The 22,332-nt window shown below is 65.4% G+C and carries 26 protein-coding genes; 15 read left to right on the top strand and 11 right to left on the bottom strand.

What is annotated here, in order from left to right:
• Nucleotides 1-72 precede the first annotated feature (72 nt).
• From P0Y59_14890 to P0Y59_14900, 3 genes are all read right to left on the bottom strand, one after another.
• Nucleotides 73-1,122 carry a methyl-accepting chemotaxis protein gene (locus tag P0Y59_14890; GenBank protein WEJ98228.1) on the bottom strand — a complete coding sequence of 350 codons (1,050 nt, stop codon included), beginning with the start codon at nt 1,120-1,122 and terminating at the stop codon, nt 73-75.
• Nucleotides 1,123-1,332: 210 nt separating this feature from the next.
• Nucleotides 1,333-2,523, bottom strand: a complete 1,191-nt coding sequence (locus tag P0Y59_14895) for a hypothetical protein (protein ID WEJ98229.1) — start codon at nt 2,521-2,523, stop codon at nt 1,333-1,335.
• Between the two features lie 27 nt (nt 2,524-2,550).
• Nucleotides 2,551-2,880, bottom strand: coding sequence for a helix-turn-helix transcriptional regulator (locus P0Y59_14900; protein ID WEJ98230.1), 330 nt, complete (start codon nt 2,878-2,880; stop codon nt 2,551-2,553).
• Between the two features lie 180 nt (nt 2,881-3,060).
• Between P0Y59_14900 and P0Y59_14905 the strand changes: the two genes are divergently transcribed.
• Together P0Y59_14905 and P0Y59_14910 are read left to right on the top strand one after the other, a co-directional pair.
• A complete protein-coding gene (locus tag P0Y59_14905; GenBank protein ID WEJ98231.1) occupies nt 3,061-3,429 on the top strand; it encodes a hypothetical protein in 369 nt (122 codons plus the stop codon).
• Nucleotides 3,430-3,951: 522 nt separating this feature from the next.
• Nucleotides 3,952-6,930 carry a TonB-dependent receptor gene (locus P0Y59_14910; protein WEJ98232.1) on the top strand — a complete coding sequence of 993 codons (2,979 nt, stop codon included), beginning with the start codon at nt 3,952-3,954 and terminating at the stop codon, nt 6,928-6,930.
• 243 nt (nt 6,931-7,173) lie between these two features.
• Here P0Y59_14910 and P0Y59_14915 read toward each other — a convergent pair whose 3' ends face one another.
• Nucleotides 7,174-7,857: a L,D-transpeptidase family protein gene (locus tag P0Y59_14915; protein ID WEJ98233.1), complete on the bottom strand. Its 684-nt coding sequence runs from the start codon at nt 7,855-7,857 to the stop codon at nt 7,174-7,176.
• 212 nt (nt 7,858-8,069) lie between these two features.
• Here P0Y59_14915 and P0Y59_14920 point away from each other — a divergent pair, with 212 nt between their 5' ends.
• The 3 genes from P0Y59_14920 (at nt 8,070) to P0Y59_14930 (ending at nt 9,243) form a co-directional block, all read left to right on the top strand.
• The gene (locus tag P0Y59_14920) at nt 8,070-8,264 is read left to right on the top strand and encodes a hypothetical protein (protein ID WEJ98234.1); all 195 of its coding nucleotides are present in this window, start codon (nt 8,070-8,072) and stop codon (nt 8,262-8,264) included.
• Between the two features lie 256 nt (nt 8,265-8,520).
• Complete coding sequence (locus P0Y59_14925) at nt 8,521-8,685, top strand: hypothetical protein (GenBank protein WEJ98235.1); 165 nt, start codon at nt 8,521-8,523, stop codon at nt 8,683-8,685.
• Nucleotides 8,686-8,712: 27 nt separating this feature from the next.
• Nucleotides 8,713-9,243, top strand: coding sequence for an O-acetyl-ADP-ribose deacetylase (locus P0Y59_14930; protein WEJ98236.1), 531 nt, complete (start codon nt 8,713-8,715; stop codon nt 9,241-9,243).
• Nucleotides 9,244-9,318: 75 nt separating this feature from the next.
• Here P0Y59_14930 and P0Y59_14935 read toward each other — a convergent pair whose 3' ends face one another.
• A complete protein-coding gene (locus tag P0Y59_14935; GenBank protein WEJ98237.1) occupies nt 9,319-10,668 on the bottom strand; it encodes a hypothetical protein in 1,350 nt (449 codons plus the stop codon).
• A 55-nt stretch (nt 10,669-10,723) separates the two neighbouring features.
• Complete coding sequence (locus P0Y59_14940; GenBank protein ID WEJ98238.1) at nt 10,724-11,158, bottom strand: hypothetical protein; 435 nt, start codon at nt 11,156-11,158, stop codon at nt 10,724-10,726.
• Nucleotides 11,159-11,257: 99 nt separating this feature from the next.
• Between P0Y59_14940 and P0Y59_14945 the strand changes: the two genes are divergently transcribed.
• Entirely contained in the window at nt 11,258-12,577 is a 1,320-nt protein-coding gene (locus tag P0Y59_14945; GenBank protein WEJ98239.1) for a YceI family protein, read from the top strand.
• Between the two features lie 3 nt (nt 12,578-12,580).
• On the opposite strand, the gene P0Y59_14950 is transcribed toward P0Y59_14945, so the two are convergent.
• Nucleotides 12,581-13,039: a GNAT family N-acetyltransferase gene (locus P0Y59_14950; protein ID WEJ98240.1), complete on the bottom strand. Its 459-nt coding sequence runs from the start codon at nt 13,037-13,039 to the stop codon at nt 12,581-12,583.
• A gap of 184 nt (nt 13,040-13,223) precedes the next feature.
• Here P0Y59_14950 and P0Y59_14955 point away from each other — a divergent pair, with 184 nt between their 5' ends.
• The 4 genes from P0Y59_14955 (at nt 13,224) to P0Y59_14970 (ending at nt 16,329) form a co-directional block, all read left to right on the top strand.
• Nucleotides 13,224-13,706 (top strand): hypothetical protein, encoded by a 483-nt coding sequence (locus P0Y59_14955; GenBank protein WEJ98241.1) that lies wholly within the window; start codon nt 13,224-13,226, stop codon nt 13,704-13,706.
• A gap of 71 nt (nt 13,707-13,777) precedes the next feature.
• Nucleotides 13,778-14,941, top strand: coding sequence for a histidine kinase (locus tag P0Y59_14960; protein WEJ98242.1), 1,164 nt, complete (start codon nt 13,778-13,780; stop codon nt 14,939-14,941).
• The gene (locus P0Y59_14965) at nt 14,938-15,753 is read left to right on the top strand and encodes a LytTR family DNA-binding domain-containing protein (protein ID WEJ98243.1); all 816 of its coding nucleotides are present in this window, start codon (nt 14,938-14,940) and stop codon (nt 15,751-15,753) included. Before P0Y59_14960 ends, P0Y59_14965 begins: the two co-directional genes overlap by 4 nt.
• 108 nt (nt 15,754-15,861) lie before the next feature.
• On the top strand, nt 15,862-16,329 hold the full coding sequence (locus tag P0Y59_14970; protein WEJ98244.1) for an NUDIX domain-containing protein: 468 nt from the start codon (nt 15,862-15,864) through the stop codon (nt 16,327-16,329).
• Between the two features lie 12 nt (nt 16,330-16,341).
• Here the strand turns inward: P0Y59_14970 and P0Y59_14975 are convergent, their stop codons facing one another.
• The 4 genes from P0Y59_14975 to P0Y59_14990 all read right to left on the bottom strand — a co-directional run bounded on the left by P0Y59_14975 (nt 16,342) and on the right by P0Y59_14990 (nt 19,815).
• The gene (locus P0Y59_14975) at nt 16,342-16,671 is read right to left on the bottom strand and encodes a hypothetical protein (GenBank protein ID WEJ98245.1); all 330 of its coding nucleotides are present in this window, start codon (nt 16,669-16,671) and stop codon (nt 16,342-16,344) included.
• A gap of 246 nt (nt 16,672-16,917) precedes the next feature.
• Nucleotides 16,918-17,457, bottom strand: a complete 540-nt coding sequence (locus P0Y59_14980; protein WEJ98246.1) for a hypothetical protein — start codon at nt 17,455-17,457, stop codon at nt 16,918-16,920.
• Between the two features lie 233 nt (nt 17,458-17,690).
• Nucleotides 17,691-19,226 carry a M23 family metallopeptidase gene (locus P0Y59_14985; GenBank protein WEJ98247.1) on the bottom strand — a complete coding sequence of 512 codons (1,536 nt, stop codon included), beginning with the start codon at nt 19,224-19,226 and terminating at the stop codon, nt 17,691-17,693.
• A gap of 49 nt (nt 19,227-19,275) precedes the next feature.
• Nucleotides 19,276-19,815, bottom strand: coding sequence for a hypothetical protein (locus P0Y59_14990; GenBank protein ID WEJ98248.1), 540 nt, complete (start codon nt 19,813-19,815; stop codon nt 19,276-19,278).
• Nucleotides 19,816-20,154: 339 nt separating this feature from the next.
• Between P0Y59_14990 and P0Y59_14995 the strand changes: the two genes are divergently transcribed.
• The 5 genes from P0Y59_14995 to P0Y59_15015 all read left to right on the top strand — a co-directional run bounded on the left by P0Y59_14995 (nt 20,155) and on the right by P0Y59_15015 (nt 22,313).
• Nucleotides 20,155-20,544 carry a hypothetical protein gene (locus P0Y59_14995; GenBank protein WEJ98249.1) on the top strand — a complete coding sequence of 130 codons (390 nt, stop codon included), beginning with the start codon at nt 20,155-20,157 and terminating at the stop codon, nt 20,542-20,544.
• A complete protein-coding gene (locus tag P0Y59_15000; GenBank protein ID WEJ98250.1) occupies nt 20,522-20,989 on the top strand; it encodes a hypothetical protein in 468 nt (155 codons plus the stop codon). Before P0Y59_14995 ends, P0Y59_15000 begins: the two co-directional genes overlap by 23 nt.
• Nucleotides 20,990-21,000: 11 nt before the next feature.
• Nucleotides 21,001-21,465, top strand: a complete 465-nt coding sequence (locus tag P0Y59_15005) for a hypothetical protein (protein ID WEJ98251.1) — start codon at nt 21,001-21,003, stop codon at nt 21,463-21,465.
• Nucleotides 21,466-21,534: 69 nt separating this feature from the next.
• On the top strand, nt 21,535-21,954 hold the full coding sequence (locus P0Y59_15010) for a hypothetical protein (protein ID WEJ98252.1): 420 nt from the start codon (nt 21,535-21,537) through the stop codon (nt 21,952-21,954).
• A 17-nt stretch (nt 21,955-21,971) separates the two neighbouring features.
• Nucleotides 21,972-22,313, top strand: coding sequence for a hypothetical protein (locus P0Y59_15015; protein WEJ98253.1), 342 nt, complete (start codon nt 21,972-21,974; stop codon nt 22,311-22,313).
• Nucleotides 22,314-22,332 lie beyond the last annotated feature (19 nt).

Here is a 22,332-nt window from a genome sequence, read left to right on the forward strand (position 1 = left end):
TAGGGAACACCGCTGTTGAACTGCCCGGACCAGCTTGTTCCCGATATTCGGCGCTGAGTCCACGCGGCCGACTCAGTCTTTGTCTTTGTCCTTGTCCCATTCGGAATCGACGTGGCTCTCGATGCAGCCATACCAGCCGAGCCCCTGATAGGTCTCGTATCCGGGCGTCCGGGCATAGGCGACGATGCTGTCGCCCTGGCGATACCAGCCCCGGTTCTGCGCGCCCGCATCGATCTCGAACCGCTTCGACAGGATGTCGCGCCCGTCGGACGCCGCCAGCACGAGATGGTCGGCGCCAAGCAGCATCACCCTTGAGGTCTTGCGCTCCTCCTCCGAGAGGCCAAGACCCTGGACGATCGCGGCCGCCTGGGGCGCCCAGTCGAAGAAGATGCCCATCACCCCGATCCGCTCGCCGTCGCGGCGCCCACCGCTACGGATCGCCGTCGAATAGGTCGCGACCGCCGCATTGCCGAGATGCGGGTTGCGCGCGATGTCGCACACCGCGAACTCGTCGCCGCTGGCGCACCCCATGCCGCGCCTGAACCACTCGGCATCGGCCATGTTCGCGCCCGCCGCGCCGCGATAGAGATCGGGCCGGCCGGTTGCCACGATCCGCCCGTCGCGGTCGGCGATCCACAGGTCGATATAGACGGTGTAGGAACGCAGGATCGTCGCCAGCCGTTCCTGCGCATAGGCGGCGGCCTCCGGACCCGGCGCGGCCAGCGCCTCGACCAGGGCATTGTCGGTCGCCCACCAGCGGATGTCGCAAGAACGTTCGTAGAGATTACGGTCAATGATCTCGACCGCGTTGAGCGCGAGATCGGCCAGCCGTTCACCGCGCAGTTCGAAATGCATCTCTGACCCGGCGCGGCGGAGCTGTTCGATATTGGCGGCGACCGCCTCGCGCAGCTGGCGCGCGATGTTGCGGATGTCGGTGGCGACGCCGTTCATTTCCTGCGCGACGACGGAAAAGGCCATGCCAGCCTCTCCGGCCCGCGCCGCCTCGAGCCGGGCGTTCAGCGCCAGCACGCCGGTGCGCCGCATCACCCCCTCGATCAGCGCGACCTTTTCCTCAGTGACGCGTGAAACCTCATAGGCGAGTTTCAGAACGGCATCGGCCACGGCTTCCCCCTCTAGCCGGTGAATGCCTCTCCATGGGTGCCCGTTCGCGACCCGTGCGGGGGCTTGATCGGCCATGGTCGATTGTCCGGCACACCGAAGCGCCGATGGACCATGGCCTGCCCTTATGTGACGAGGCTATGACATCGGCGCCCGGCCCGCAACAACCGTTTCGGTGGCTTTACGATAACGCGGTTCCGGCGGTTTGCGGGGTCAGTCGCGGGCGACGCGACCGGGGCCGAACAACCGCCAGAGACTGGTCGCCACCGACAGCCCCAGGACGATGAGCGTGACACCCAGCATCCAGGTCAGGATCACGCTGATGCCGGCAGCCGTGCCTTGCAGGCTGCGGCCAATCGCGTGCATGCCCTGCAGCGCCTCAAGGCTGAACAGCGCGGTGTCGCCGCCAATGGTCGCCTGACCGCCACCCTGCCCAAGCACGAACAGGGCGCCGGCATTCAGGATCGCCCAGGTCAGGGCAATGCCCGCGGCCGCGACCGGAATCTGCAATGCGGCGCGCAACCTGATCGCCGCGGGCTGAACCACGCCGACCGCGTCCACCGCGACCTGCGCCAGGATATAGAAGAGGATCGGCAGGTGGAGCGTCGTCCAGATCGGCGACGGGGCCGCCGTCACCGCGCCGCCATCGACGTCGAACTGACCAAGGCCGGGAATATGCAGCAGCCCCGCCCACCACGCAGCGACGACGAGGCCGCCGATCAGCGAGAACAATGCATCCGACCCGGGCCAGGACCGGGCCCGTTTCGCCCGCGGTGCCGATGACATCCACGATGCCCATGAACTCTCTTGAGTCCAGGGGGCGCCCGATGTCTCGGCCCTGGGCCGCGTCTGGCTCTTGCCACGGAGGTCGACGCCCAGATGCGCTGCCCAGCGCGCGGGATCGCCATATTTGAGCAGTTCCAGATCCTTGACCCGCCAGCTATCGAGATAGCCCGGCCGCAGCCCGAGATGCTCGCAGATCGCGCCCGCCAGCGTCACCGCGCCGATCACGCTCAGGCCAGCGCCGAACAGGCCGCCGATCGACTGGGCGAACGCCTCGGGCGCTGCCGCCGGATTGCCGCTCAGGCGCAGCATCAGGGTCAGCACGAATATCCCCGCCATGATCAGAAGCCCGGCCTTCACGGCGAATATCCAATAGGGGAAGAGTTCGGGGCCGATCAGCATCTGCGGCCCCTTGCGGTACCGCGCCGCCACCACGAGCGGGTGCCCCATCGCGCGCAGCACCGCCTCCCGCTCGTCGTCGGTCAGGGGTCGGCCAAGCGCCTCCTCGCGTTCCTCGATCTGTGAGAGCAATGTGTCGCGCAATTCGGCGATGATGTCGTCAGCGGTATCGCGCGGCAATTGCGCCGCTACCGCGTCGAGATAGATGTCGAGCATGTCCATATCGGGGCCTTTCGCCGGATTCGGGGGTCAAAGGATCTTGTCGAGCGAGGCGTTGATGCCGCGCCATTCGACGGTGAGCGCCGCGAGCATCGCAACGCCCATGGGCGACAGGCGGTAGAAGCGCTTCTTCCGCTTCTCCTCCTCCCGCCATTCGCTGTGGAGCAGGCCCTGCGTCTCAAGCCGGCGCAGCAGCGGATAGAGGGTGCTTTCCTCCATCTCGAGCCCGTCGGCGGCGAGCGCCTGGCGCAGCGTATAGCCGTACCGCTCCTCGGTGAGCCGGGCGAGCACCGCCAGGACCAGCGATCCACGGCGCAGTTCAAGCCGCATGGATTCGAACAATTCGGTGTCGAGGGTCATGATTGCACTGCCTGCCATACACTATGTGATACACAGTGTATGGCGTATAGCGTTTCTGTCGTCAACCCGGACCGTCGCCGGTGCTCGCTCATTGATCCTGCTATGAAGCCCCGTGATCGGCCGGGGCAGCAGCGCGACGAGTCGAGCGGTGTGCCGGCAACCCCTCGATAGGGCAGCGCCGTGCGCCGCCGTATCCAGGCCCGGCGTTCTGAAAGGGACCAGCCCGGCCTATTTTACCGTGTGTTCTCAAACGACTATGACAATTATTTCATAATTGTGTCATCCGGGACGGCGAAATCTTGCGGCAAAAATGGCACCATTATCGGCACGATCGGCAAATCAAGTTCCGATCCGGACCTTTTAACCTTTCTCCCACATGAACAGCGCCGCACAATACCCCGCCGCGGCGCAACATATGCCGCGATCAAGCAATTTCCGGCGCGATCCGGGCGCGATTTTCGACGAAACCGCGCAAGCCTGGCCGACCGTCGTTCGGCCGAGACATGCCAAAGGACAATTCGGCGCTGGAAAAACGCGCGTCTCGCCTAATTCCGGCGGACGCATCGGGGCGCGGCCTTAAATTCCGGGACAGTTGATCTAGATCAGGCAACGGACGGGCTAGATATCATGCCAAATTCCCGCACGCCGCAGTCCTCCCGGACTTTTTTAGAGAAGGTTCCCCGTAACTGCTGCGTTCTTCATCGGCATCATCAGTCCTGACAAACGCCACCGATCGAATTACGCGAGAGTCGCAACGTATTTCATCCAGCTCGGAATGATCTTCCGATGAGGCCTTTTATAGGACCATTTCGGCCCATCTAACGGATTTCGTGACTTTTCCGGCACGTCGTCATCTGAAAATCATGAGGGTCGACGCAGCTTCTTTACAGCACCCCGGGGCCGGTTTCATTCGCCCTCCATCATGTCTCGGGGGGCCGGGATGCATGATCCCCGAGACTGAAAACATAATCCGCAAGGTCGGCGCGATCGCGCGCCGCCCACGGGTCAGTGAGGAGCGTCTCTGTGAATATTACTATCCCGTCAGTCCGAAAGGCTCGCCTGCTCGCAGGCGTGGCGACGGCCGCCACCTTCCTGTCGCTCGCCGCGACACCCGCCTTCGCGCAGCAGGCGCCGGGCGCCGGCGACACCGCGACGCCAGCCGATCATGCGGCCGATTCAGGCGGCGGCGATATCGTCGTCACCGGCACGCTGTTCCGTCGCACCGATACCGAGACGCCCTCGCCCATCACGGTCCTCACCGCTGACGATATCGGGAAGCGCGGCATCACCACGGTGCAGGGCGCGATCCAGACGCTTTCCTCCAATAACGGCCCGGCACTGGTCAACAGCGCCACCGCCAACGGCGCGTTCGCCGGCGGCGCCTCGGCGATCTCGCTGCGGGGCCTCACCACCTCGTCGACGCTGGTCCTGTTCGACGGCCTGCGCGCGGCTTATTATCCGCTGGCCGACGATGGCGTACGCAACTTCGTCGACCTCAACACCATCCCCGACGAAATCGTCGAGCGCGTCGAAGTGCTGAAGGACGGTGCCTCCTCGACCTATGGCGCCGACGCCGTCGCCGGTGTGGTCAACGTCATCACCAAGAAGGAGATCAAGGGCCTTCACGCCACGGCGGAAGCAGGCATCAGCCAGCGCGGCGACGCGGCCAACCACCGGCTGAGCGCCACCTTCGGCTATGGCGACCTCAGCGAGCAGGGCTACAATGTCTATGTCAGCGGACATTATCTCAACAGCGCCGCGCTCTATAACAAGGACCGCGGCTATCCGTACAACACCGCCGACCTGACCGGACTCTGCTCGCGCACCGGAACGACCGGCCAGCTCGGCGTCTGCGGTCCGAACAATATCGAGAACGGCGCCACCAACGGCGTCTTCAACGGCCTGTCGACGCGAACCGACGCCTTCATGGTGCGGCCCTATGACGCGACCAACACCACCGCGCTCGGCCGCTATCAGCTGCTCAACGGCTGCCAGGGCCTGACGCCCTATACGCTCAGCGATTCCGACTATGCTGGCAACCCGACCGCGCCGCGCACCGTCTGCCAGCAGGACATCGTGCATGATTACGGCCAGATCGAGCCGAAGATGCAGCGCTGGGGGGCTTCGGCCCATCTCACCGCGAACATCGGCAATGCCCAGCTGACCGGCGAGTTCAACTATGAGCGGAGCGAATCCTCCTATACCGGCCTGGCCAGCATCATCCGCGCGGCCGCGCCGGCCGGCATCGACTTCCCGGCCTATACCACTGCCGCCAATGCGACCGTCCTGACCCTTCCGGTCTATATCTGTCCGCGCGGCACCACTGTCGATTGCACCGCGGCGAACGGCACGCTCAACCCGAACAACCCGTTCGCGGCACAGGGCCAGGTCGCGCGCATCGTCGGCCGCCTGCCCACCAGCACCGAATTCAATTCATCGCAGAGCGACGTCTTCCGCGCGGCGCTCGGCCTGCATGGCAATTTCGGCGACTGGAACTATGCGATCGACGGCACCGCGATGATCAGCAAGCTGACCACCGTCGCCAAGGGCTATGTCTATATCCAGCATCTGCTCGACGAGATCGCCGATGGATCGTACAATTTCGTCAACCCGCAGCAGACCAGCCAGGCGGCGCTCGACTATCTGACGCCGACCCAGATCAATCACCAGAACTCGCATCTCTACCAGGTGCAGGGCAGCATCTCGCGCGACTTCTTCCAGCTCCCCGGCGGCCCCCTGCAGGTCGCGGTGGGCGGCGCGTTCCGGCATGAATCGCTGTACGATCCCAGCGGCAACCCGGACTATAACGGGCCGACCGAGCGCTATTTCCGCCTGAACGCCTTTGGCGCGACCGGCAAGCGCGAGGTTGAATCGGCCTATTTCGAGATCAACGCGCCGGTGCTCGACATGCTCGAGATCAACGGTTCGGGCCGCTACGACCATTATTCGACCGGACAGAGCAACTTCTCGCCGAAGATCGGCGCCAAGTTCACGCCGATCAAGCAACTCGCGATCCGCGGCACCTTCTCGAAGGGCTTCCGTATCCCGAGCTTCGCCGAGGCGGGGGCGCTGCCCACCACCGGCTATGTCACGGCACCTCTGTCCTCGCTGCCCCAGTCCTATATCGACCAGCATCTGACCGCCGGCGGCGTGCCCAACCTCTACATCACCCAGTGCCTGACCAACGTTTGCGTCGGCGAGACGACGGTGGGCAATCCCAATCTGAAGCCGGAGAAATCGCGCAACTTCACTGCCGGCGCGGTGTTCCAGCCGGTCCACAATATCAGCTTCACGGTCGATTATTATAATATCGAAAAGACCAACGCGATCACCAGCGTGGACTTCGGATCAGCCATCGCCAATTATTATGCGACCGGCCAGACCAGCTTCAACGGCGTGACCATCACGCCGGACGAGCCCGATCCCGACCACCCCAACGCGATGCGCCGGGTCGCCTTCGCCCAGGGCAGCTTCATCAACGCCAACAAGATCAACACCTCGGGCCTCGATTTCGGCGCGCGCGGCACGTTCAATCTCGGCAGCAAGGTGAAGCTCACCTCGAATATCGAGGCGACCTATATCATCAACCTCGACACCACGTTCCCGAACGGGACGGTCCAGCACTATGCCGGCACGCTCGGCAACTTCAACCTGACATCCGGCACCGGCACGCAACGCTGGCGCGGCAACTGGCAGAACACGCTGGATGTCGGACCGTGGTCGCTGACCGCAACCGCCTATTACACCAGCGGCTATAACTATTCGGCTGAGGACCAGCCGGGCGGGGTAGCGGGCGATTGCGGCCTGGTGCCGAGCAACGGCACCGCGGCGTACCAGCCCTGCAACGTGAAGTCGTTCATCTCGGTCGATATGCATGGCCAGGTGAAGGTCGCCGATCGCTTCACGCTCTATGCCGACGTGATGAACGTGGCCGATCGGAAGCCACCGATCGACGGCGCGACTTATGGTGCGTACCTCTACAACCCGGTCGTGGGTGAAACCGGCATCATCGGCCGGGCCTTCCGCGTCGGCGCGAAGGTGGATCTCTAATGGTTTCCGGAAGCGGGCGGTGCCGGCGGGCATCCTCCGCTTCCGGTTCGGATCACGATCGTCTCGGCTCCTTCCCGGGGACTGGTTGGAACAGCCGATGCGGTCGCGATGCGCAGGAGGGCAACCTCACCCTGCGTTGACGTTCAGCCGATTCCCTCGATGGATGTCAGCGCAGGATTGCGTAAAACTCGACGCCCGGATCGTTCGCGATCCGGGCTTTTTTTGTCGGCGCTCGGCGCGCGCTCAGGCGGCCGGGATCGGCTGGCCCAGGCCGAGCGTCTCGCCGCGCGACACGATCACCCGGTCGCCCAGCTTCACCGCATTGAACAACAGTCTCGCGAATTTGTGCGGGGTGCCGACGCAGCCATGCGTGACATAACCGTCGCCGACCTCGCTGCCATGGATCGAGATGCCGTCATTGGTCAGCCGCAGCATGTACGGCATCGGCGCATCATACAGGTTGGAGACGTGGTCGGCATCCTTCTGGGTGATGTTGAACACGCCGAGCGGCGTCGGCTTGTCCTCTCCGCCGAAGATGATGACGGCGGTGCCGATTTCATGCCCGTCGCGGAACACCGACAGCACCTGCGCGGCGAGATCGACCGTGACGACGATCTGGCCGGTCTTCGGCGCGGCGGATTCATCCCAATAATATTCGCCCTGCTTCATCGCATGGTCGATCGGCAGGATGCTCTTCACGACATAGGCGGCTGGATCCGGTGCAGGTGCCACGGCAGGCGCCGCCTTCAGCGCGGCCACGGCGCGCGCCGGCGCTGGCGTAAGTTTGGGCAGGCTGCGGGCGGTCACGGGCCGCGGGGCGTCCTGCGCGCCGACCACATAACCCCCGGCGATCGCGCAAGGGGCAAGAAACATCGCCCCGATCCACAGGGCGGTCTGCCGGTTGATGGTCCCTACGCGCATCTTCATGCGCCGCTGATCGCGCGAATCCGCGACGATTTCCAGCCGCTGATTCAAGGCGTGCCGGACCGGGACGAAGGGGGGTGGCGTTTATGATTGGCGGTCGCCGGCGACACACGAACCGCCCGTCGCGATCCACCGCATTTCGTCGCTTCCGCCGGAACCGATGTCACGGGCCAAACGTCTGAGGACATGTGGGATATCCTGGAGATCATCAAGCAATGCGCGGTAAGGCGCCGGCGGTGCCGGCTGAGGAACATGAGGAATCCTGGTATGTCCAGCGTGCCGAACAGGAACTTGAACTGGCGCAACGCGCCGAACATCCGGCGGTGGTGCGCGCGCATTATCTGATTGCCGAATCCTATCTCGACCGCGCCAACGATCCCGAGGAAGGGGCCTCGACCGAGGCGGCCTGACACGCTGCTCCTGCGACCGATCCGCGCGAGGTTCGGCCCGTCCCACTCCATGACCGTCACACCCGATGCGGGGAACGGGCCGAACCATCGGTCGTTTTCAGCCCCGAACCGGGAGGCTCGGCGATGGGCATGCGTGGCAAGGGACTGACGATCGCCGCCGCGCGCCGTGCCGGCGGGGTGGTCTGCCCAACGACCGCGACACCCCGATAAGCCAATGTGGCGGCGCATCGCCCCTAGGCGCAGCCGTGATGCGGGATTGCCTTCGAGCGTCTATAGCGGTCCACCCGACGGCGAGGCGATCGCGCATGTCGGGGCAGCGCTGCGTTCCAGCTACAGGCAGCAGGATGACGAAGGCCTGGACGACCGGCTGGTCGTGCTGATGCTGGCGCTCTCGGTGGAGGAGTCCGGCGAAACGGGATAGATCCCGGCGGATAGACAGGACGGGGCAATGCGATACAGCGAAACCGACTGGGATATCCTGACCGGCGACATCACCACGCTCGATGTCGATGCGATCGTCAACGCGGCGAATTCGTCGCTGCTCGGCGGCGGCGGGGTGGATGGCGCTATCCACCGGGCGGCGGGGCGCGAGCTCCTCCACGAATGCCGGCTGCTCGGCGGGTGCCGCACGGGCGAGGCGAAGATCACCCGGGGATATAAGCTGCGGGCGCGCCATATCATCCACACCGTGGGCCCGGTCTGGCGCGGCGGCGGCAATGGCGAGCCGGCCTTGCTGGCGAGTTGCTATCGCGGATCCCTGCGGGTCGCGCACGACAACGGGTTGAGGAGCATCGCTTTCCCCGCCATCTCGACCGGCATCTACGGCTATCCGCTTGAGGCGGCCGCCCGGGTCGCGACGGAGACGGTAGCCGCCTTCCTCGATTCAGCACCGCGCGCGTTCGACCTGATCCTGTTCGTCTGCTTCGGCGCCGAGGCGACAGCGGCGTTCAATCGGGCGCGGGAAGATTTTTTCGACTAGGGACGGAACCGGTCTCCCGCTGGCGTGTTTTCCTTTCCGAAGCGGCATCGTGTCCCCCCTCGCGCCGCTTCAGATCTAGAACGCCCCGCCAGCTCCTCCCCCCTTGCTGGCGGGGTCGTTCAATTTCGGGACCTCGCCCACCGCGTTGCCGTGCAACAGCGACCAGCCGGGCGGCAGATAATCAGTCGACATGTAATAATAGAAGATGCAGCTCCCGTCGGCACGATAGCTCGCGCCCTTGACGATGCCGAAGGCGATGCTGCCGCTGAACACCGGGGCGCCGCTGTCCCCGCCACGGCAGACCGGACCGTTGGCAACGACCCAGGTCGGCGTGCAGGCGCCACCGCACAAATCCCCCGCCGGCGCGTAATCGACCAGTTCGACCTGCGAGCAGCTATAGCCGGTCGTCTCGCCGCGATGGCAGACGACATCGCCCGCGCGCGTGCTGGTGCGGTTGCGCCAGGTGGTCACGGCCCGCGCCACGGTCTTGGCGGTATCCGCATAGAATAGCGGCCGCAGCGTCTCCGGACTGACATTGACCTGCACGTCCTGATAGCCCCAGCCCCATTGGCCGACAAAGTCGAGCGGCGTCTCGTGCCGCTCCCGATCGACATAGGACAGGATATCCGGGCAATGCGCCGAGGTGACCACGCCGGTGCGCGTACCGTCGGTCACGACGAAACCGGTGGTGCAGGCATAGCGGCGCCCGTCGACCGGATTGACCCCGACCACGCGCGATCCGCCGCCGACATCCATGGTGCCGATGGCATTGACGTCGCGGCCAAGCACCCGGAGCCGGACCGGCACGCCGGCCAGCGTGGTCAGCTTCGCCGTCATGGCGGGCTGATCGATCGTTGCGACATCGGCCCCGTTGATGATCACGACCAGCTCGCCGATGCGCGGATCGACACCCATGCCCGGCGGGTGCGGCAGCGCGGCGCGGATATCCGCCTGGTGCTTCTCGATCGCGGCGAGGATCTGGTCGCGCGTCGCCGGTGCGCCGGTATGGAAGGTGATGCCGACAGTGCGCCCGCCCGTGGCCACCGTCTCGTCAGCGACCGGCTGGTTGCCGGTCAGCAGCACGACGATGCGATAGTCTGGATGATGCTCGATCGAGATGCCAGCGAGGCGATCCTTGTAGAGCATCGCAAGCCGGTCGGTCTCGGCGACTGAATCCTGCTGGGCTCGCAGGCGGAAGATCGCTTCGTCAAGCGGCACGCCGTTCTGCTTCGCATACTCGGCCGCATCCTGCGCCAGCGCCTCAGCGGGAGTCTGGACCGGTATGGCGGGCGGCACGACCTGCGCCGGCACCGACAGCGATGGCGTCTGGCCGGGAGCCGGAACCCCGACCTGCGCAACGGCAGGCAGAACGGAGAGGATTGCCAGGATGGCAACGGTGGCGGCGCGAAAGACGGCGTGGCGCATGCTCATGACGATAGAGATGCCCCAATGCACTGGCGATGAATAGCGGCGGTGAAGCTCAGCCGATATCGTTTCCGGTCAGCACGGCGTCGCAGCCGGCCCTGGCCATCATCGCCCGCAACGCCGCAGCAAAGCGTTCCAGTTCGACATAGGTGGTGCGAAAGACCGCCTGGCAGTGGTGCCGGCGATCATATTGGTCGGAGAGATTCACGAGCACCTCCAGATGGCCGGCGGCATCGATGGCTGCCACCGTCACCTTGACGATCGCTTGATAGTTGCCACCATCATCATCCGATTGGCCCCAATCGGCTCTCAACGGGCTATCCAGGGTGATCGGGTAGCGGGACAACCTCCCAGCCCACTCCTCGATATCCTGCCATTGCACCCAGAATCCTAAGTCTCCGCCGACTTTCGGTGTCAGCACCTTGGCCTGAAGCCAGCCAAAATCGTCATCGCGGCTAAATTCGTAGGTCAGGGTCAGGCTTGACGTCATATCTCGACGCTGGCCGATCGATCGGCCTTCCGCAAGCTTGCCCGGCGCTGGGACGTCGGTATCGTGCCCCGACGGCGCCTTTCACCGTGGAGTCCTGCGATGACCGACATACGAAACGAGACGGCTCCGTCGGCGGTGCCGACCCGCTATGCACGCGGCGCCATCCTGCTTCATTGGGCGGTCGCGGCCTGCTTCGCTTTCCAGATCGGGCTCGGCTGGCGGATGGATGGACCGCGCGGCGCGGAGACCTTCGCCGTCTTCCAACTCCACAAATCCATCGGCATCACCATCCTGTTGCTGACCCTGATCCGCCTCGGCTGGCGGATCGCCAATCCCCCGCCGCCCTTTCCCGCGACGATGAAAGTCTGGGAAAGGTGGTTGGCCCATGCAGTCCATATCGGTTTCTACGTCCTGCTGCTTGGCCTGCCGCTGACCGGCTGGCTGCTTGTATCGGCAAGCAGGACGGCGATTCCGACTGTCCTGTTCGGTGCGATCCCCTGGCCGCACGTGCCCGGCGTGCCGGGGCTTGCCCCCGGCGCCAGGGCCGGGGTCGAGGAAGCGGCCGAGCTTGGCCACCAGGTGCTGGTCTATATTTCCTATCTGGTCATCGCGCTGCACATCGCGGGCGCGCTGAAGCACCAGTTCCTCGATCGCGGCGACGACATCGCGCGGATGATCCCCGTGCCGTCCCGCGCGCTGGGCGCAGCCGCACTGGGGGCGATCCTGGCCGTTGCCGGGCTCACCGCGATTGCGAGCATCGTCCGCCTGACCCCGGCCGCCACCCCGGCACCCGCCGCCGTCGCCCTGTCGCCGGTTACGGAAACCGCGCCCGCCGCCGTGCCACCGCCCGCGGCCGTACCCAGCGCCGCGCCGACACCCACGCCAAGCCCAACGCCCGAGGCCACGCCGACACAGGTCGCCCCGTCGCGCTGGACGGTGCGCCGGGCCGCCTCCTCGCTGTCGTTCAAGGCAAGCTGGTCGGAGGGACCGGTCGACGGCCGCTTCGGTACATGGGACGCGACGATCCTGTTCGATCCGGCCGCGCTCGACGCGTCGTCAGTCAAGGTGACGATCGACATGGCGTCGGCCAGGACGGGCAACGCCGACACCGAGGGCGCCCTGCCCGACAATGACTGGTTCGCGGTCGCCACCCATCCGAGCGCGACCTTCGCCGCAACCCGTTTTCGCCACCGTTCCGGCGACCGCTACGATGCGATCGGCACCCTGTCGCTGCGCGGCGTATCGCGGCCGCTGACCCTGCCCTTCACGCTGAAGATCGACGGCGACGTCGCGACCATGACGGGCAGCACGACGATCGACCGCACCCATTTCGGGGTCGGCCAGGGGGAATGGACGGCGACCACCAATGTGAAGGCAGGCGTGACTGTCTCCGTGGCGATCAAGGCCGACCGGCAATAACGCTCAGCCGATCGCCTTGCTCATATGCACGGCGATCGCGCCGGGGAATTCCTCCTCGCCATCGACCCCATAGCCGAGCCGGGCATAGAGACGCCGGTTCGCCGCCATCAGCGCGTTGGTGAAGAGCCTGATCCGGCGATGACCAGCCGCCGCGGCCAGCGTCTCGGCGTGCGCCAGCAGGTGCCGGCCGAGGCCCCTGCCCTGAAAGGCCGGGGCGACCGCGACATTCTCGATCAGCAGGCAATCGGCCTCCACCACCGTCTCGATCAGGGCCGCCAGCGTTCCGTCGATGTAGAGCAGGTCGATACGGTGATCGCGCACGGCCTTGTCGTAATCGGCGGTCATCGGTCGCGGCTCGCGGCCGATCACCGGCACCCATTTCGCATAGGCCTCGCGCACCAGCGCGCGGATCGTGGCGGCGTCGGCGGCTTCGGCACGGCGGAGGGTCATATCGTCAGTCATGGAGCGATCATGCCGCCGGGCGCGCGGGCGCGCCACCGGGAAGTCGCGGATCGCGGGCGGAGGGAGCCCGCCCAGCCAAAACCGGACGTTCGGCGGCCTATTCCGTCCGTTCGCGGGCACCCCCGTGGCAAGCCGCATCGCCAGGGCGCAACGACCTCCCGAGAAGCATCGGGGAGGATCGATCATGTACTCAGCCGGCAGGACCATCCTGACAGCGACCCTCGCCTGCGGCACGCTCGACCTTGCGAGCGCCTTCCTGTTCTCCGGACTGCGCGGCACTGGCTCGGTCCAGGTCCTCCAGACCGTCGCGAGCGGGCCGTTCGGGGATGGCATGCTGGCCGGCGGCATCTCCGCCGCGCTGGCCGGGTTGATCGTCCATGTCGCGATCATGTCGGCGATGACCGGCGTGTTCGTCATGGCGGCGGGCCGTCTGCCCTTCATCGCGGCCCGGCCGCTGATCTCCGGCATCGCCTATGGCTTCGTCCTTTATCTCGTCATGAACTGGATCGTGGTGCCGCTCCGCTGGCCGTCGACCTTCCCGCCGGTCGCCCCGTTCCGGATGGCGAGCGCCCTGTTCTCGCATATCGTCTGCGTCGGGATTCCGATGGCTTATATCACGGCTCGGTCGATCCGCCGGGGGCTGGAAGAGTCAATCACAACCGCCTGAGCGGGCGAACGGCGATTTCCAGGGGTTGAGCGTCTGTCGACAGACAGGCGATGATTTGCGACATCGGGCCGATGCAGGCGCCCACTCCCCTTGCCGCGCACGAGCCCCTGTCGAACGCCGGGTCGAACGCGGGGCGCGAGCCTTTCTATGTCGAGGAATCGACCGGCCGCACGGGCCGCAAAGAGACCTGGCCGGAGACCCGCGCGAAGCTGACCCTGACACTCAGCATGTGGGGCGCGAGCCTCGCCATGTTCGCGCTCGGCGCCGCGCTGGCGGGCAACCCGCATCTGCTTGCGTCAGCGGTGGTGCGGATATTGGTGTACGGCATCGGCATCGCCTTTTGCTACGCGTTGCACCGGCTGTTGCGGCGGCTGTCGCACCGCAGCTTCCGCACCCGCGCGCTCGCGCTCGCACTGACCGCGCCGTTCGCGGCGGAGACCTTCGCCTGGTTCAATTATTTCGCCTTCGCTGCTTTCGACGGGCGGACGATCCACCTCACCATCGTCGACTGGAACGCGGCGATATCCGTCCTGTCGCTATGGACCTGGTTCTTCATCGCCTGGACCGGATTGTACCTGGCGATCGAATATAATTTCGACGCGAAGGAGGAAGCTCGGCGATCGGCCGAACTCCGCAACCTCGCGCACGGCGCGAAGCTCCGCGCGCTCTCCAACCAGATCAACCCGCATTTCCTGTTCAACAGCCTGAATTCGATCTCGGCGCTGATCCTCGACGGGAAGAGCGCCGATGCGGAGAAGATGCTGACCGGCCTGTCGACCTTCTTCCGCTCCACCCTCTCGATCGATCCGCTGATCGACGCGTCGCTCGAGCATGAATTCGACCTGCACCGGCGGTATCTGGCGATCGAGCAGATGCGCTACCCCGACCTGACGGTGGAATTCCTCCTCCCGGAGGAGCTTCGCACGGCCGCGCTGCCGGCGCTGATCCTCCAGCCGCTGGTCGAGAATGCGATCAAGCACGGTGTCGCCAAGTCCCTGCCGCCCACCTCGATCCGCATCTCGGCAAGGCGCGATGGCGACGCGCTGGTGGTGACGGTCGCCAATACCGGCCGGGTCGGGCCCGCCACGCCGAGGGCCTGGACCGACGGGATCGGCCTCGCCAATGTCCGCGAGCGGCTGGCCGAGCATTTCGGCCCGGCACAGGGACTTGCGATCGCGCCCGGCGCCGGGAGTTTCGAGGCGAGCATCACTATTCCGTTAGGGTTCGCGCGGTGAGCGTGTTCAGCATCGTCACAGTCGACGACGAGCCGCTCGCGCTGCGCCGGCTGGAGATCGTGCTGAACGGCATCCCGAACGCGCGGCTGCTTGGATCGGCGTCGAGCTGTGACGAGGCTGTTGCAATGATCTCGGAATGCCGGCCCGATATCGTGCTGCTCGACATCCGCCTGCGCGACGGCACCGGCTTCGACATCCTCGACCGGCTGCCCAGGGGCGTGACGCCGGCGGTGATCTTCATCACCGCGTTCGACCATTTCGCGATCCGCGCCTTCGAGGTCTCCGCCGTCGACTATGTGCTGAAGCCGATCGATCCGCCCCGGCTGCACGAGGCAATCAACCGAGCCCGCGCACGGCTGGCCGCGGACGGTTCGGCCAGCCAGGTTCAGGAGATGCGGGCGATCATCGAGGATCTGCGTGCCGAATTCCACGACCGCGCCCGCTCCCCCTATGAGACCGAGCTTTGGATCCGCGGCGCGACAGGCAGCCTGACGCGCGTGCCGCTCGACCTGGTCGACTGGGTGAGCAGCGAGGACGATTATGTGCGGCTGCATACCCGCACGACCTCGCACCTGCTGCGCCTGTCGATTCGCGCGTTCGAGGGGCGGGTCGATCCCGCCCAGTTCATCCGGGTCCACCGCGCCGCGCTTGTCCGCCTGTCGCGCATCGCCGAGGTGCGGCGCACCCCGACCGGCCGGCGCGAGGTGATCCTGCAAGGCGGCACACGCATCGCCGCCGGGCGGGTGCATGCCAAGCGGCTGCGGGCGTTGTTGCTTGAGCGAAACGGCGTGCTTGGGGCCGGAACGGATTAGGCGGGGGTGGCGCAGTAGAAGAGGCAGGACCGCATCTTGCCTCCGCGGGCCGAACACCCGATATCGCCATAATGGCGGCTTCGAGCGGCCGGAAAGCGGGGACGACACATGCCGCCCTTTCGTCTGAGTGCCGGCATCCTGCTCTATCGCAGGCGGCGCGGCGCGTTGCAGGTATTCCTCGTCCATCCCGGCGGGCCCTTTTGGGCTGCGCGGGATCTTGGCGCGTGGCAGATCCCCAAAGGCGCGGTTGAACCAGGCGAGCAGCCGCCCGAGGCGGCACGGCGCGAATTCCGCGAGGAACTCGGCAGCGAGGCGGAAGGTCAGCTGGAACCGCTCGGCCGAATCCGGCAATCGGGCGGCAAATGGGTCGAAGCCTATGCGCTGGCGGGCGACCTGGACCCGGCCGGCATTGTCAGCAACCAGAGCGAGATGGAGTGGCCGCCGCGCAGCGGGAAGACGATCTTCATCCCCGAGGTCGACCGCGCCGACTGGTTCACGATCGATACCGCGCGGGCGAAGATGCTGGCGAGCCAGAGGCCCCTGCTCGACCGGCTCGAACGGCTTGCCGGGGCCTGAAGGGCCGTCGACTCAGTCGATCAGGCCGCGGTGCCTGATCTCACGCCACAGCAGGTCAGCGTCAGCGCCGGTGCCGCCAGTGAACTCATAGGCCTCGACCAGCGCCTCGTCAGTGACGGCGAAGGCGGCGCGTTCAAGGAATTCCTGCGCCTCAAGGATGCGACGGCGCAGATCGGTGCCGAAATCGCCGCTGGCGTCACGGCCGAACAGCGAGCCCTTCTTCATCCTGATCGAGAGATCGCCGCTTTCCACCATCCCCGCGATGCCGAGATCGTCACGCATCCGCTGACGGATTTGAGCCATGGAAAGAGCGAGCATGCGAAGCGCGTAATTGTCGGCCATTGCCCCGGCCTTAGACGGGCGGTGGCGGCGGGATCAAGGCGGTTCTGCGGACGGGCGCGACGGCGCGTTTTTCCAGGACGGCCGGCAGGGGACGGTCCACGGGCTGGCGGGCGTTCCTCATCCCGGATGAGCGTCGATCTTCCGCATCATCTTCTCGATCGCAGCATAAGGATACGGACGAAAGCGCTCGATCATATCTCAGGTTCAATACGAAAAGCGCCAAATACAGTCAGTCCAGGTCGCGCCCTACTCATCCGGCTCGTCGGATTCATCAGGCGGCAGGCAATCCGGCGGAGCCTTGTCGCGCCATTTCGTGACCTGCAGGGTCTTGCCATCGGTGACGTAAGCGCTGCCGTTGCGCCAATTCTCATCGGCGAACGCAACGACCGCATGGCGCCCGCCGACGGAACAGAAGATCGACTCAAGCGCATTGAGACGCGCGTAGAAGACAAGGGTGACGCGCCCTTTCGAGATACCGCCCGAGGCGTCTCGTTCGGTGGGTTTAGTGATCACGTAGAGAGTGTGGCCGATATTCGAATCGCCGGGCTCCAATTGGTCATATGTGTCGGCGGAGCAATCATCGATTTCTGAACTGCAGGAGGCACCGCCGGTATAGGACCAGCCGCCCTTCAGCGGTGCCCGATCGCTCGGCACGATATCTCCGACCTTGGGAATAGACCGCGCCGGCAACGGCGGCTCTTGCACCTCTCCATTCACTCGCCCCGTCTCGACACCATTTGCCGCATCCGGCACCGCTTCCAGCTGTCGCGCAGTGGCGGTTTTCACCGCCTTGCCCGGGGCGGACGATGCAGGACCATGGGAGGCATCGGGCGCAGGGCGTGAAGGCGTGTCGTTACCGCACCCCGCAAGCGCGAGTAGCGCCGCCACCATGCCGAGACCAATCCTTCCGCTCCCCATCTGCACAATCACCCTGTCCGAGTCTACTTATCTGTACTTCAAATGTTCCGATCAATCCATCGCCGACATATCGAAGAATATGGTCGGCCGAATGCGTCGTTTCAGCGGCGGAGTGCGGGCAGGCGTCCGGCAAGCCAATCACCAGGATCGTAGGTTTTAGACATCGTGCCGTTGCGAACTTCGAAATGAACGTGGCTGCCCTTGGTCGCGGCATTCCCGGTAACGCCCAGCCGGCCAATTTCCTGACCCATGCGAACCGGATCGTTTTTCTTCAGCCGCGGCACTTCCCGCAAATGCGCGTAGACCGTTCGATACCCATCTGGATGTTGGATAATGACATAATTTCCCCAGCCGACCACCTTCTTGCCGAGTGTAAAGAGTTTTTGTCCATTTTTGTCGCGTTTGATCGCGCCGGTCTCATCGCGCGTCCAGATCTTCTCGTACTCGGTTCGGGGCGGTTCCGCCACGACACCATCAGCGGCGGCACTGACGAGGGCGCCGATCTCGCCTGGCAAATCATATCCCTTGTGCTTCCGGCCGCCTCTCTTCTGCCCGGTGAGATCATAGCTGCCGTCGGAATAGGCTTTGCCCCGCGAATCCCTTTTTCCTTTCTGCGCGGTATAACCGCCGCCGGGCACCGGCCAGCCCCTTTTGAGGACGCCGGGCCGAGCGCCCGCCACGGTGGCCGGTTTGGCTGGGGTCTGGCGCGGCGTCGGAACTGAGACGGGTTGAGGCGGAACCTTGGTCGGCGCCAACTTGGGGGCGCCCCAGCCTTGGATATCCCTGAACATATCGGCAGGCTTCGTCGGTGATGTCGCGGCCTGTGACGGCTCGCCTGCCGGGGCCTTTCTCGTCGTTTCGGCCTTGCCCTGGGGGTCGACTCCATCGTCGCTCACCATGCCCTTGGCATTGATGTAGGCGGACGACCTCATCAGAGCGTCGCGTTGCGCCTCCCACGTCTCGTCCAGCGCGGAAGCGTTGGTTGTGAACGACTCGCCGGGGCCACCCCTGAGCAGCGGAGCCGGGCTCGGGTGCGGTACACCCGTGGGCTCCTCCTCGTCGTGAAGATTCGCGCCAAGGTCCTGATCAGGCGAATGAGCCGAAGTGGTATCGGATGGCATCGGCTGGGCATCGACAGAGCCACCCCCCAGCACCTTGTATCCACCCGACTTCCACCACCAGATCGCCTGGTCGGCGGTGTAGGTGAACGGCACCAGCCCTTCGGCGATCAGCGCATGGCCGAAATACTTGTCCACCTCCTCATAGGTCGCGGCGCGCTCGCCCCTGGTCACTTCATTGAGGTCGTCCATCGTCCGCGACATCAGTGCCATCGCCATATAGCCGCCTTTGGGATGCTGCATGCTCAGATGGTCGGGCACCTTCCAACTTGAGGGTGGACCGTCCCAGGGCGAGGGCGGCGGGGCAGGCGGCCGCTCAGGGCGCGGGCGGGCGAGGTGCGCGTTCTCCTCGATGAAGCGATGCATCCATTGCTCGTCCGTCTCCTCCTCCGGTGCTGGCTGCGGTGCCTGCGGTGGGGTGGCAGCATTCCGGGCAGTATCCGGCGTCGGCGGACCTTGGGCGGGTTCGGACGTCGGAAAGGCGTTCGCATCCTCGATTGGCGGAATAGTCATGGCCATCGGCACCTCCTGTTCCGGAGGGGCTAACCGGGCGAATGACTCTCTTGAATCAATTGCGCGCTTGCAATGTAGGAAATTTCCTACGAGAACATAAAAGGAACAAACAGCGGGAGCGAGTCGTGAGCCAGCAAGCAAGCCTGCCGGATTCTATGGGCGTGGGCGCCATGTTGAATCCGGGGCGGTGCGCGCCGTGCGGCATATCGGATTGGCATCCGGAAGCGCGGAACTGCCAGATGGCGGGGTGCCCGTTCGGGAATTCCCGCGGCGGCGATGATGTATCCGTCGCCCGCGATGCGTGCCCGATGCGGGAGCGCGCATGATCGATTCCGCCATCCTGGACGCGATGCTTGCGGCGGGCGCCTCGGCCGAGGTGATCGTCGCCGCGGTGAAGGCCGATGCGGCGCGCGAGGATGCGCGGCGCGAAGCGCAGCGCGCCGGCAATGCCCGGCGGCAGCGACGCTATCGCGATCGGCTGCATGGGGACGAGACGGGCGATCTGTTCGAGGGGGTCGAGGCCGACGGGGGTGATATGGCCGCCGGTGCCGGGGGCCTTGGCGAGGATGCCGACCCAGCCCCCTCCCATCGTCATGCCGGACTTGTTCCGGCATCCACCGCTCCACAAGCCTCACCGTCGTTGAGTTCGCGGGACGGTGGACCCCGGAACGAGTCCGGGGTGACGGAGGGGAAGGACGCGGCTTCTTCGCCCTCTCCTCTCCGGGGAGAGGGGCAGTCCGACACATCGGCCTCACCGCACTATACTACCCTTCTCCCCGACCCTTTTCCCGGAGGGGAGACGGAGATTGCGGCCCCACACGATAACGCCGGTAACGCGTCACATGACGCGGCATCGGCCGTGACGGGCGCCATCCCCCCTTCCCTTGATAAAAGCCCCCAGACCCCAAAAATTAATCCCAACCCCCGCGTACCCGTGGGGGCACCCGCGCGAGGGGCGGGCCCCGCCCGGCGGTTTCCCTGCCCGGACGGCTGCGACCCGAACGACTGGCGCGACCTGCTCGCCAATCGCCGGACCAAGCGGCTGGCGATGACCGATGCCGCGTACCGCAAGCTGATCCGCGATCTCGCGGCACAGGCCGACGACGACTGGCCCCCGGGCAGGCTGCTCGCCCATGCCGCCGAGAAGGGCTGGGCGCAGATCTTCGATCCCCGTGACGACCCCAGAGGAGCCAGCCGCCATGGCAACCGCCCCCCATCCCGATCCGCAACCACCCGTGACCCGGGCGAGCCGCAAAACCCTCTCGTCCGCGCCGTGCTGCGATCCGAGGCTCGCGGCGCTGGTGGCGGAGGCACCGGCTTTTAGCCATGTCTGCACGCCCGAGGAGCGCGGCGCGCTGGCCGCGCTGGCGGTGGCGACCGAAGCCGCGCTGACCCCGGCAGCGCCGCGCGAGATCAGGCGGATGATCGGCAAGCTCGCGCTTGGCTTTCCCGCCGGCAAGGCAAGCGACCTTGAAGCCGAGGCCCGGCTTGAACTCTATGCCGAGGGGCTGGGCGATATCCCCGCCGACATATTGGGCGCCGCGTGCGCGCGAGCTCTGCGGGAATGCCGGTTCTTCCCGGCGGTCGCCGAGATCCGCGAGCGTTGCACCGGGATGGCGGTGCGGCGCTGGGAATTGTCGCGCATCCGCATGCTGATCGCGACGCACGACCGCCACTGGCGGCCCATCGACCCGTCGCCCGCGACCGAACCCCTGACCGCAGCACAACGCGCGCGCCTGGCGCTGATCACCGCGCCGCTTTCCGCCTGAAGGAGACCGATATGGACGACATCACCCTTTCGCCCTGGGAGCGCGAAGTGCTTGCCTGCGTGACCGAGGCGGCCGAGGCCGGGCGGACCGCGCCGACCGGCGACGAGCTGCAGGAACGCTGCGGCTGCGATTCCATCAGCACCACCGTCAACCTTGTCCAGCGGCTGGAGCGCAAGGGACTGATCCAGGTCGAGCGCTATCAGCGCACCCGGCGCATCACCGTGCTGGCGACCGGCAAGGCGACCGCGCCGGTGGCCAACAAGACGCCGCACTGGCGCACGAAGAAGCGGCCCGGCCGGATGCCTTCGGCCTCGCTGCACGCGCTGAAGGCGCGCGACCCCGACATGACGATGGCGATCATCAAGGCCGCGCGGCGCGAGGGAATGGGTCTGGACGATTTCGTCGCCGAGCTGGTCTGGGCCGGCTGGCAATCGCGCGAAGAGGCGTTCGCGGCGCGGGTGGCGGCGCTGCGCTGAGGCGTCGCTGCTTGATTCAACATTGCCCGCATCCGCGCCAGGGCGGGTGCGACATCAGGGAGAGCCCCAATGGTTGACGCTATCGATCCCTTCTCGCCACCGAATACCAACCGACCGCCGACGATCGACATGCCGCAGCCCGACGCCGTCGCCGCGCCGGAGTTGACCCGAACCGCCCGCCCGATGCTCCGCCAGCACCGGAGGAGGAGACGGATGAGCAATGGATACAAGGTGCTGGGGGGGCGCCGCTGTCAGCGCCCAGCGCAATGGATCGAAGACGGCCACGAATCAAACTTCCCGATCCACGGCAACCTTGAACTGAGAGGCGATCGCCTGCAGGATATAACCAATAATCACAATCTGCGGATTCTGAGCAAATTGTTTCCCGACATGCCTCCCTCCGAGCCAGCAAGAATGGCTATTAGGGCAGGTTACGCGCAACGCGAAATGTTCACCGTATTTCCAACGCCCACGACTGCATCCCGGTGATAGTCCGGATTAATTACATGGTCAGAATACTTATCGCAGCAGGCACCTTATTAGTCACATCTATTATTTTTATTCTACTGATACAAAATATTATACTTGTTAATATCGGCTGCAGTGCCAGCAACGTGCGAGTTGTCGGCGTTACGGTTCTGGAATATCGGGTACATAGCGTTAATCTGTTTGGCAATAACTTTACCGTATTCAAAGTGGGCACTGACGACGGTCCGGATATCGTCTTCACTCGAGAACATGGCCTGAGACCCGAGCGTCATAATCTTGGTTATGTCACCTCCGGCGCTTTGGACCACTATTATATCCCCTGCCGGACAATCGATATCGGGCGGGAAGCGGGACAATAGTGACGAGATAACGGCACCA

Source organism: Candidatus Sphingomonas phytovorans (assembly GCA_029202385.1).
Lineage (GTDB): Bacteria > Pseudomonadota > Alphaproteobacteria > Sphingomonadales > Sphingomonadaceae > Sphingomonas > Sphingomonas phytovorans.

Bases quoted from the DNA above. Each gene is read 5' to 3' on its own strand.
- P0Y59_15015 (WEJ98253.1), top strand. From the start codon at position 21,972: ATGGTCAGAATACTTATCGCAGCAGGCACCTTATTAGTCACATCTATT.
- P0Y59_14945 (WEJ98239.1), top strand. From the start codon at position 11,258: ATGACCGACATACGAAACGAGACGGCTCCGTCGGCGGTGCCGACCCGC.
- P0Y59_14920 (WEJ98234.1), top strand. From the start codon at position 8,070: ATGCGCGGTAAGGCGCCGGCGGTGCCGGCTGAGGAACATGAGGAATCC.
- P0Y59_14930 (WEJ98236.1), top strand. From the start codon at position 8,713: ATGCGATACAGCGAAACCGACTGGGATATCCTGACCGGCGACATCACC.
- P0Y59_14970 (WEJ98244.1), top strand. From the start codon at position 15,862: ATGCCGCCCTTTCGTCTGAGTGCCGGCATCCTGCTCTATCGCAGGCGG.
- P0Y59_14990 (WEJ98248.1), bottom strand. From the start codon at position 19,815: ATGACGATGGGAGGGGGCTGGGTCGGCATCCTCGCCAAGGCCCCCGGC.
- P0Y59_14960 (WEJ98242.1), top strand. From the start codon at position 13,778: ATGCAGGCGCCCACTCCCCTTGCCGCGCACGAGCCCCTGTCGAACGCC.
- P0Y59_14950 (WEJ98240.1), bottom strand. From the start codon at position 13,039: ATGACTGACGATATGACCCTCCGCCGTGCCGAAGCCGCCGACGCCGCC.
- P0Y59_14895 (WEJ98229.1), bottom strand. From the start codon at position 2,523: ATGGACATGCTCGACATCTATCTCGACGCGGTAGCGGCGCAATTGCCG.
- P0Y59_15010 (WEJ98252.1), top strand. From the start codon at position 21,535: ATGGTTGACGCTATCGATCCCTTCTCGCCACCGAATACCAACCGACCG.
- P0Y59_14985 (WEJ98247.1), bottom strand. From the start codon at position 19,226: ATGGCCATGACTATTCCGCCAATCGAGGATGCGAACGCCTTTCCGACG.
- P0Y59_14900 (WEJ98230.1), bottom strand. From the start codon at position 2,880: ATGACCCTCGACACCGAATTGTTCGAATCCATGCGGCTTGAACTGCGC.
- P0Y59_14955 (WEJ98241.1), top strand. From the start codon at position 13,224: ATGTACTCAGCCGGCAGGACCATCCTGACAGCGACCCTCGCCTGCGGC.
- P0Y59_14935 (WEJ98237.1), bottom strand. From the start codon at position 10,668: ATGCGCCACGCCGTCTTTCGCGCCGCCACCGTTGCCATCCTGGCAATC.
- P0Y59_14975 (WEJ98245.1), bottom strand. From the start codon at position 16,671: ATGGCCGACAATTACGCGCTTCGCATGCTCGCTCTTTCCATGGCTCAA.
- P0Y59_14915 (WEJ98233.1), bottom strand. From the start codon at position 7,857: ATGAAGATGCGCGTAGGGACCATCAACCGGCAGACCGCCCTGTGGATC.
- P0Y59_14940 (WEJ98238.1), bottom strand. From the start codon at position 11,158: ATGACGTCAAGCCTGACCCTGACCTACGAATTTAGCCGCGATGACGAT.
- P0Y59_15005 (WEJ98251.1), top strand. From the start codon at position 21,001: ATGGACGACATCACCCTTTCGCCCTGGGAGCGCGAAGTGCTTGCCTGC.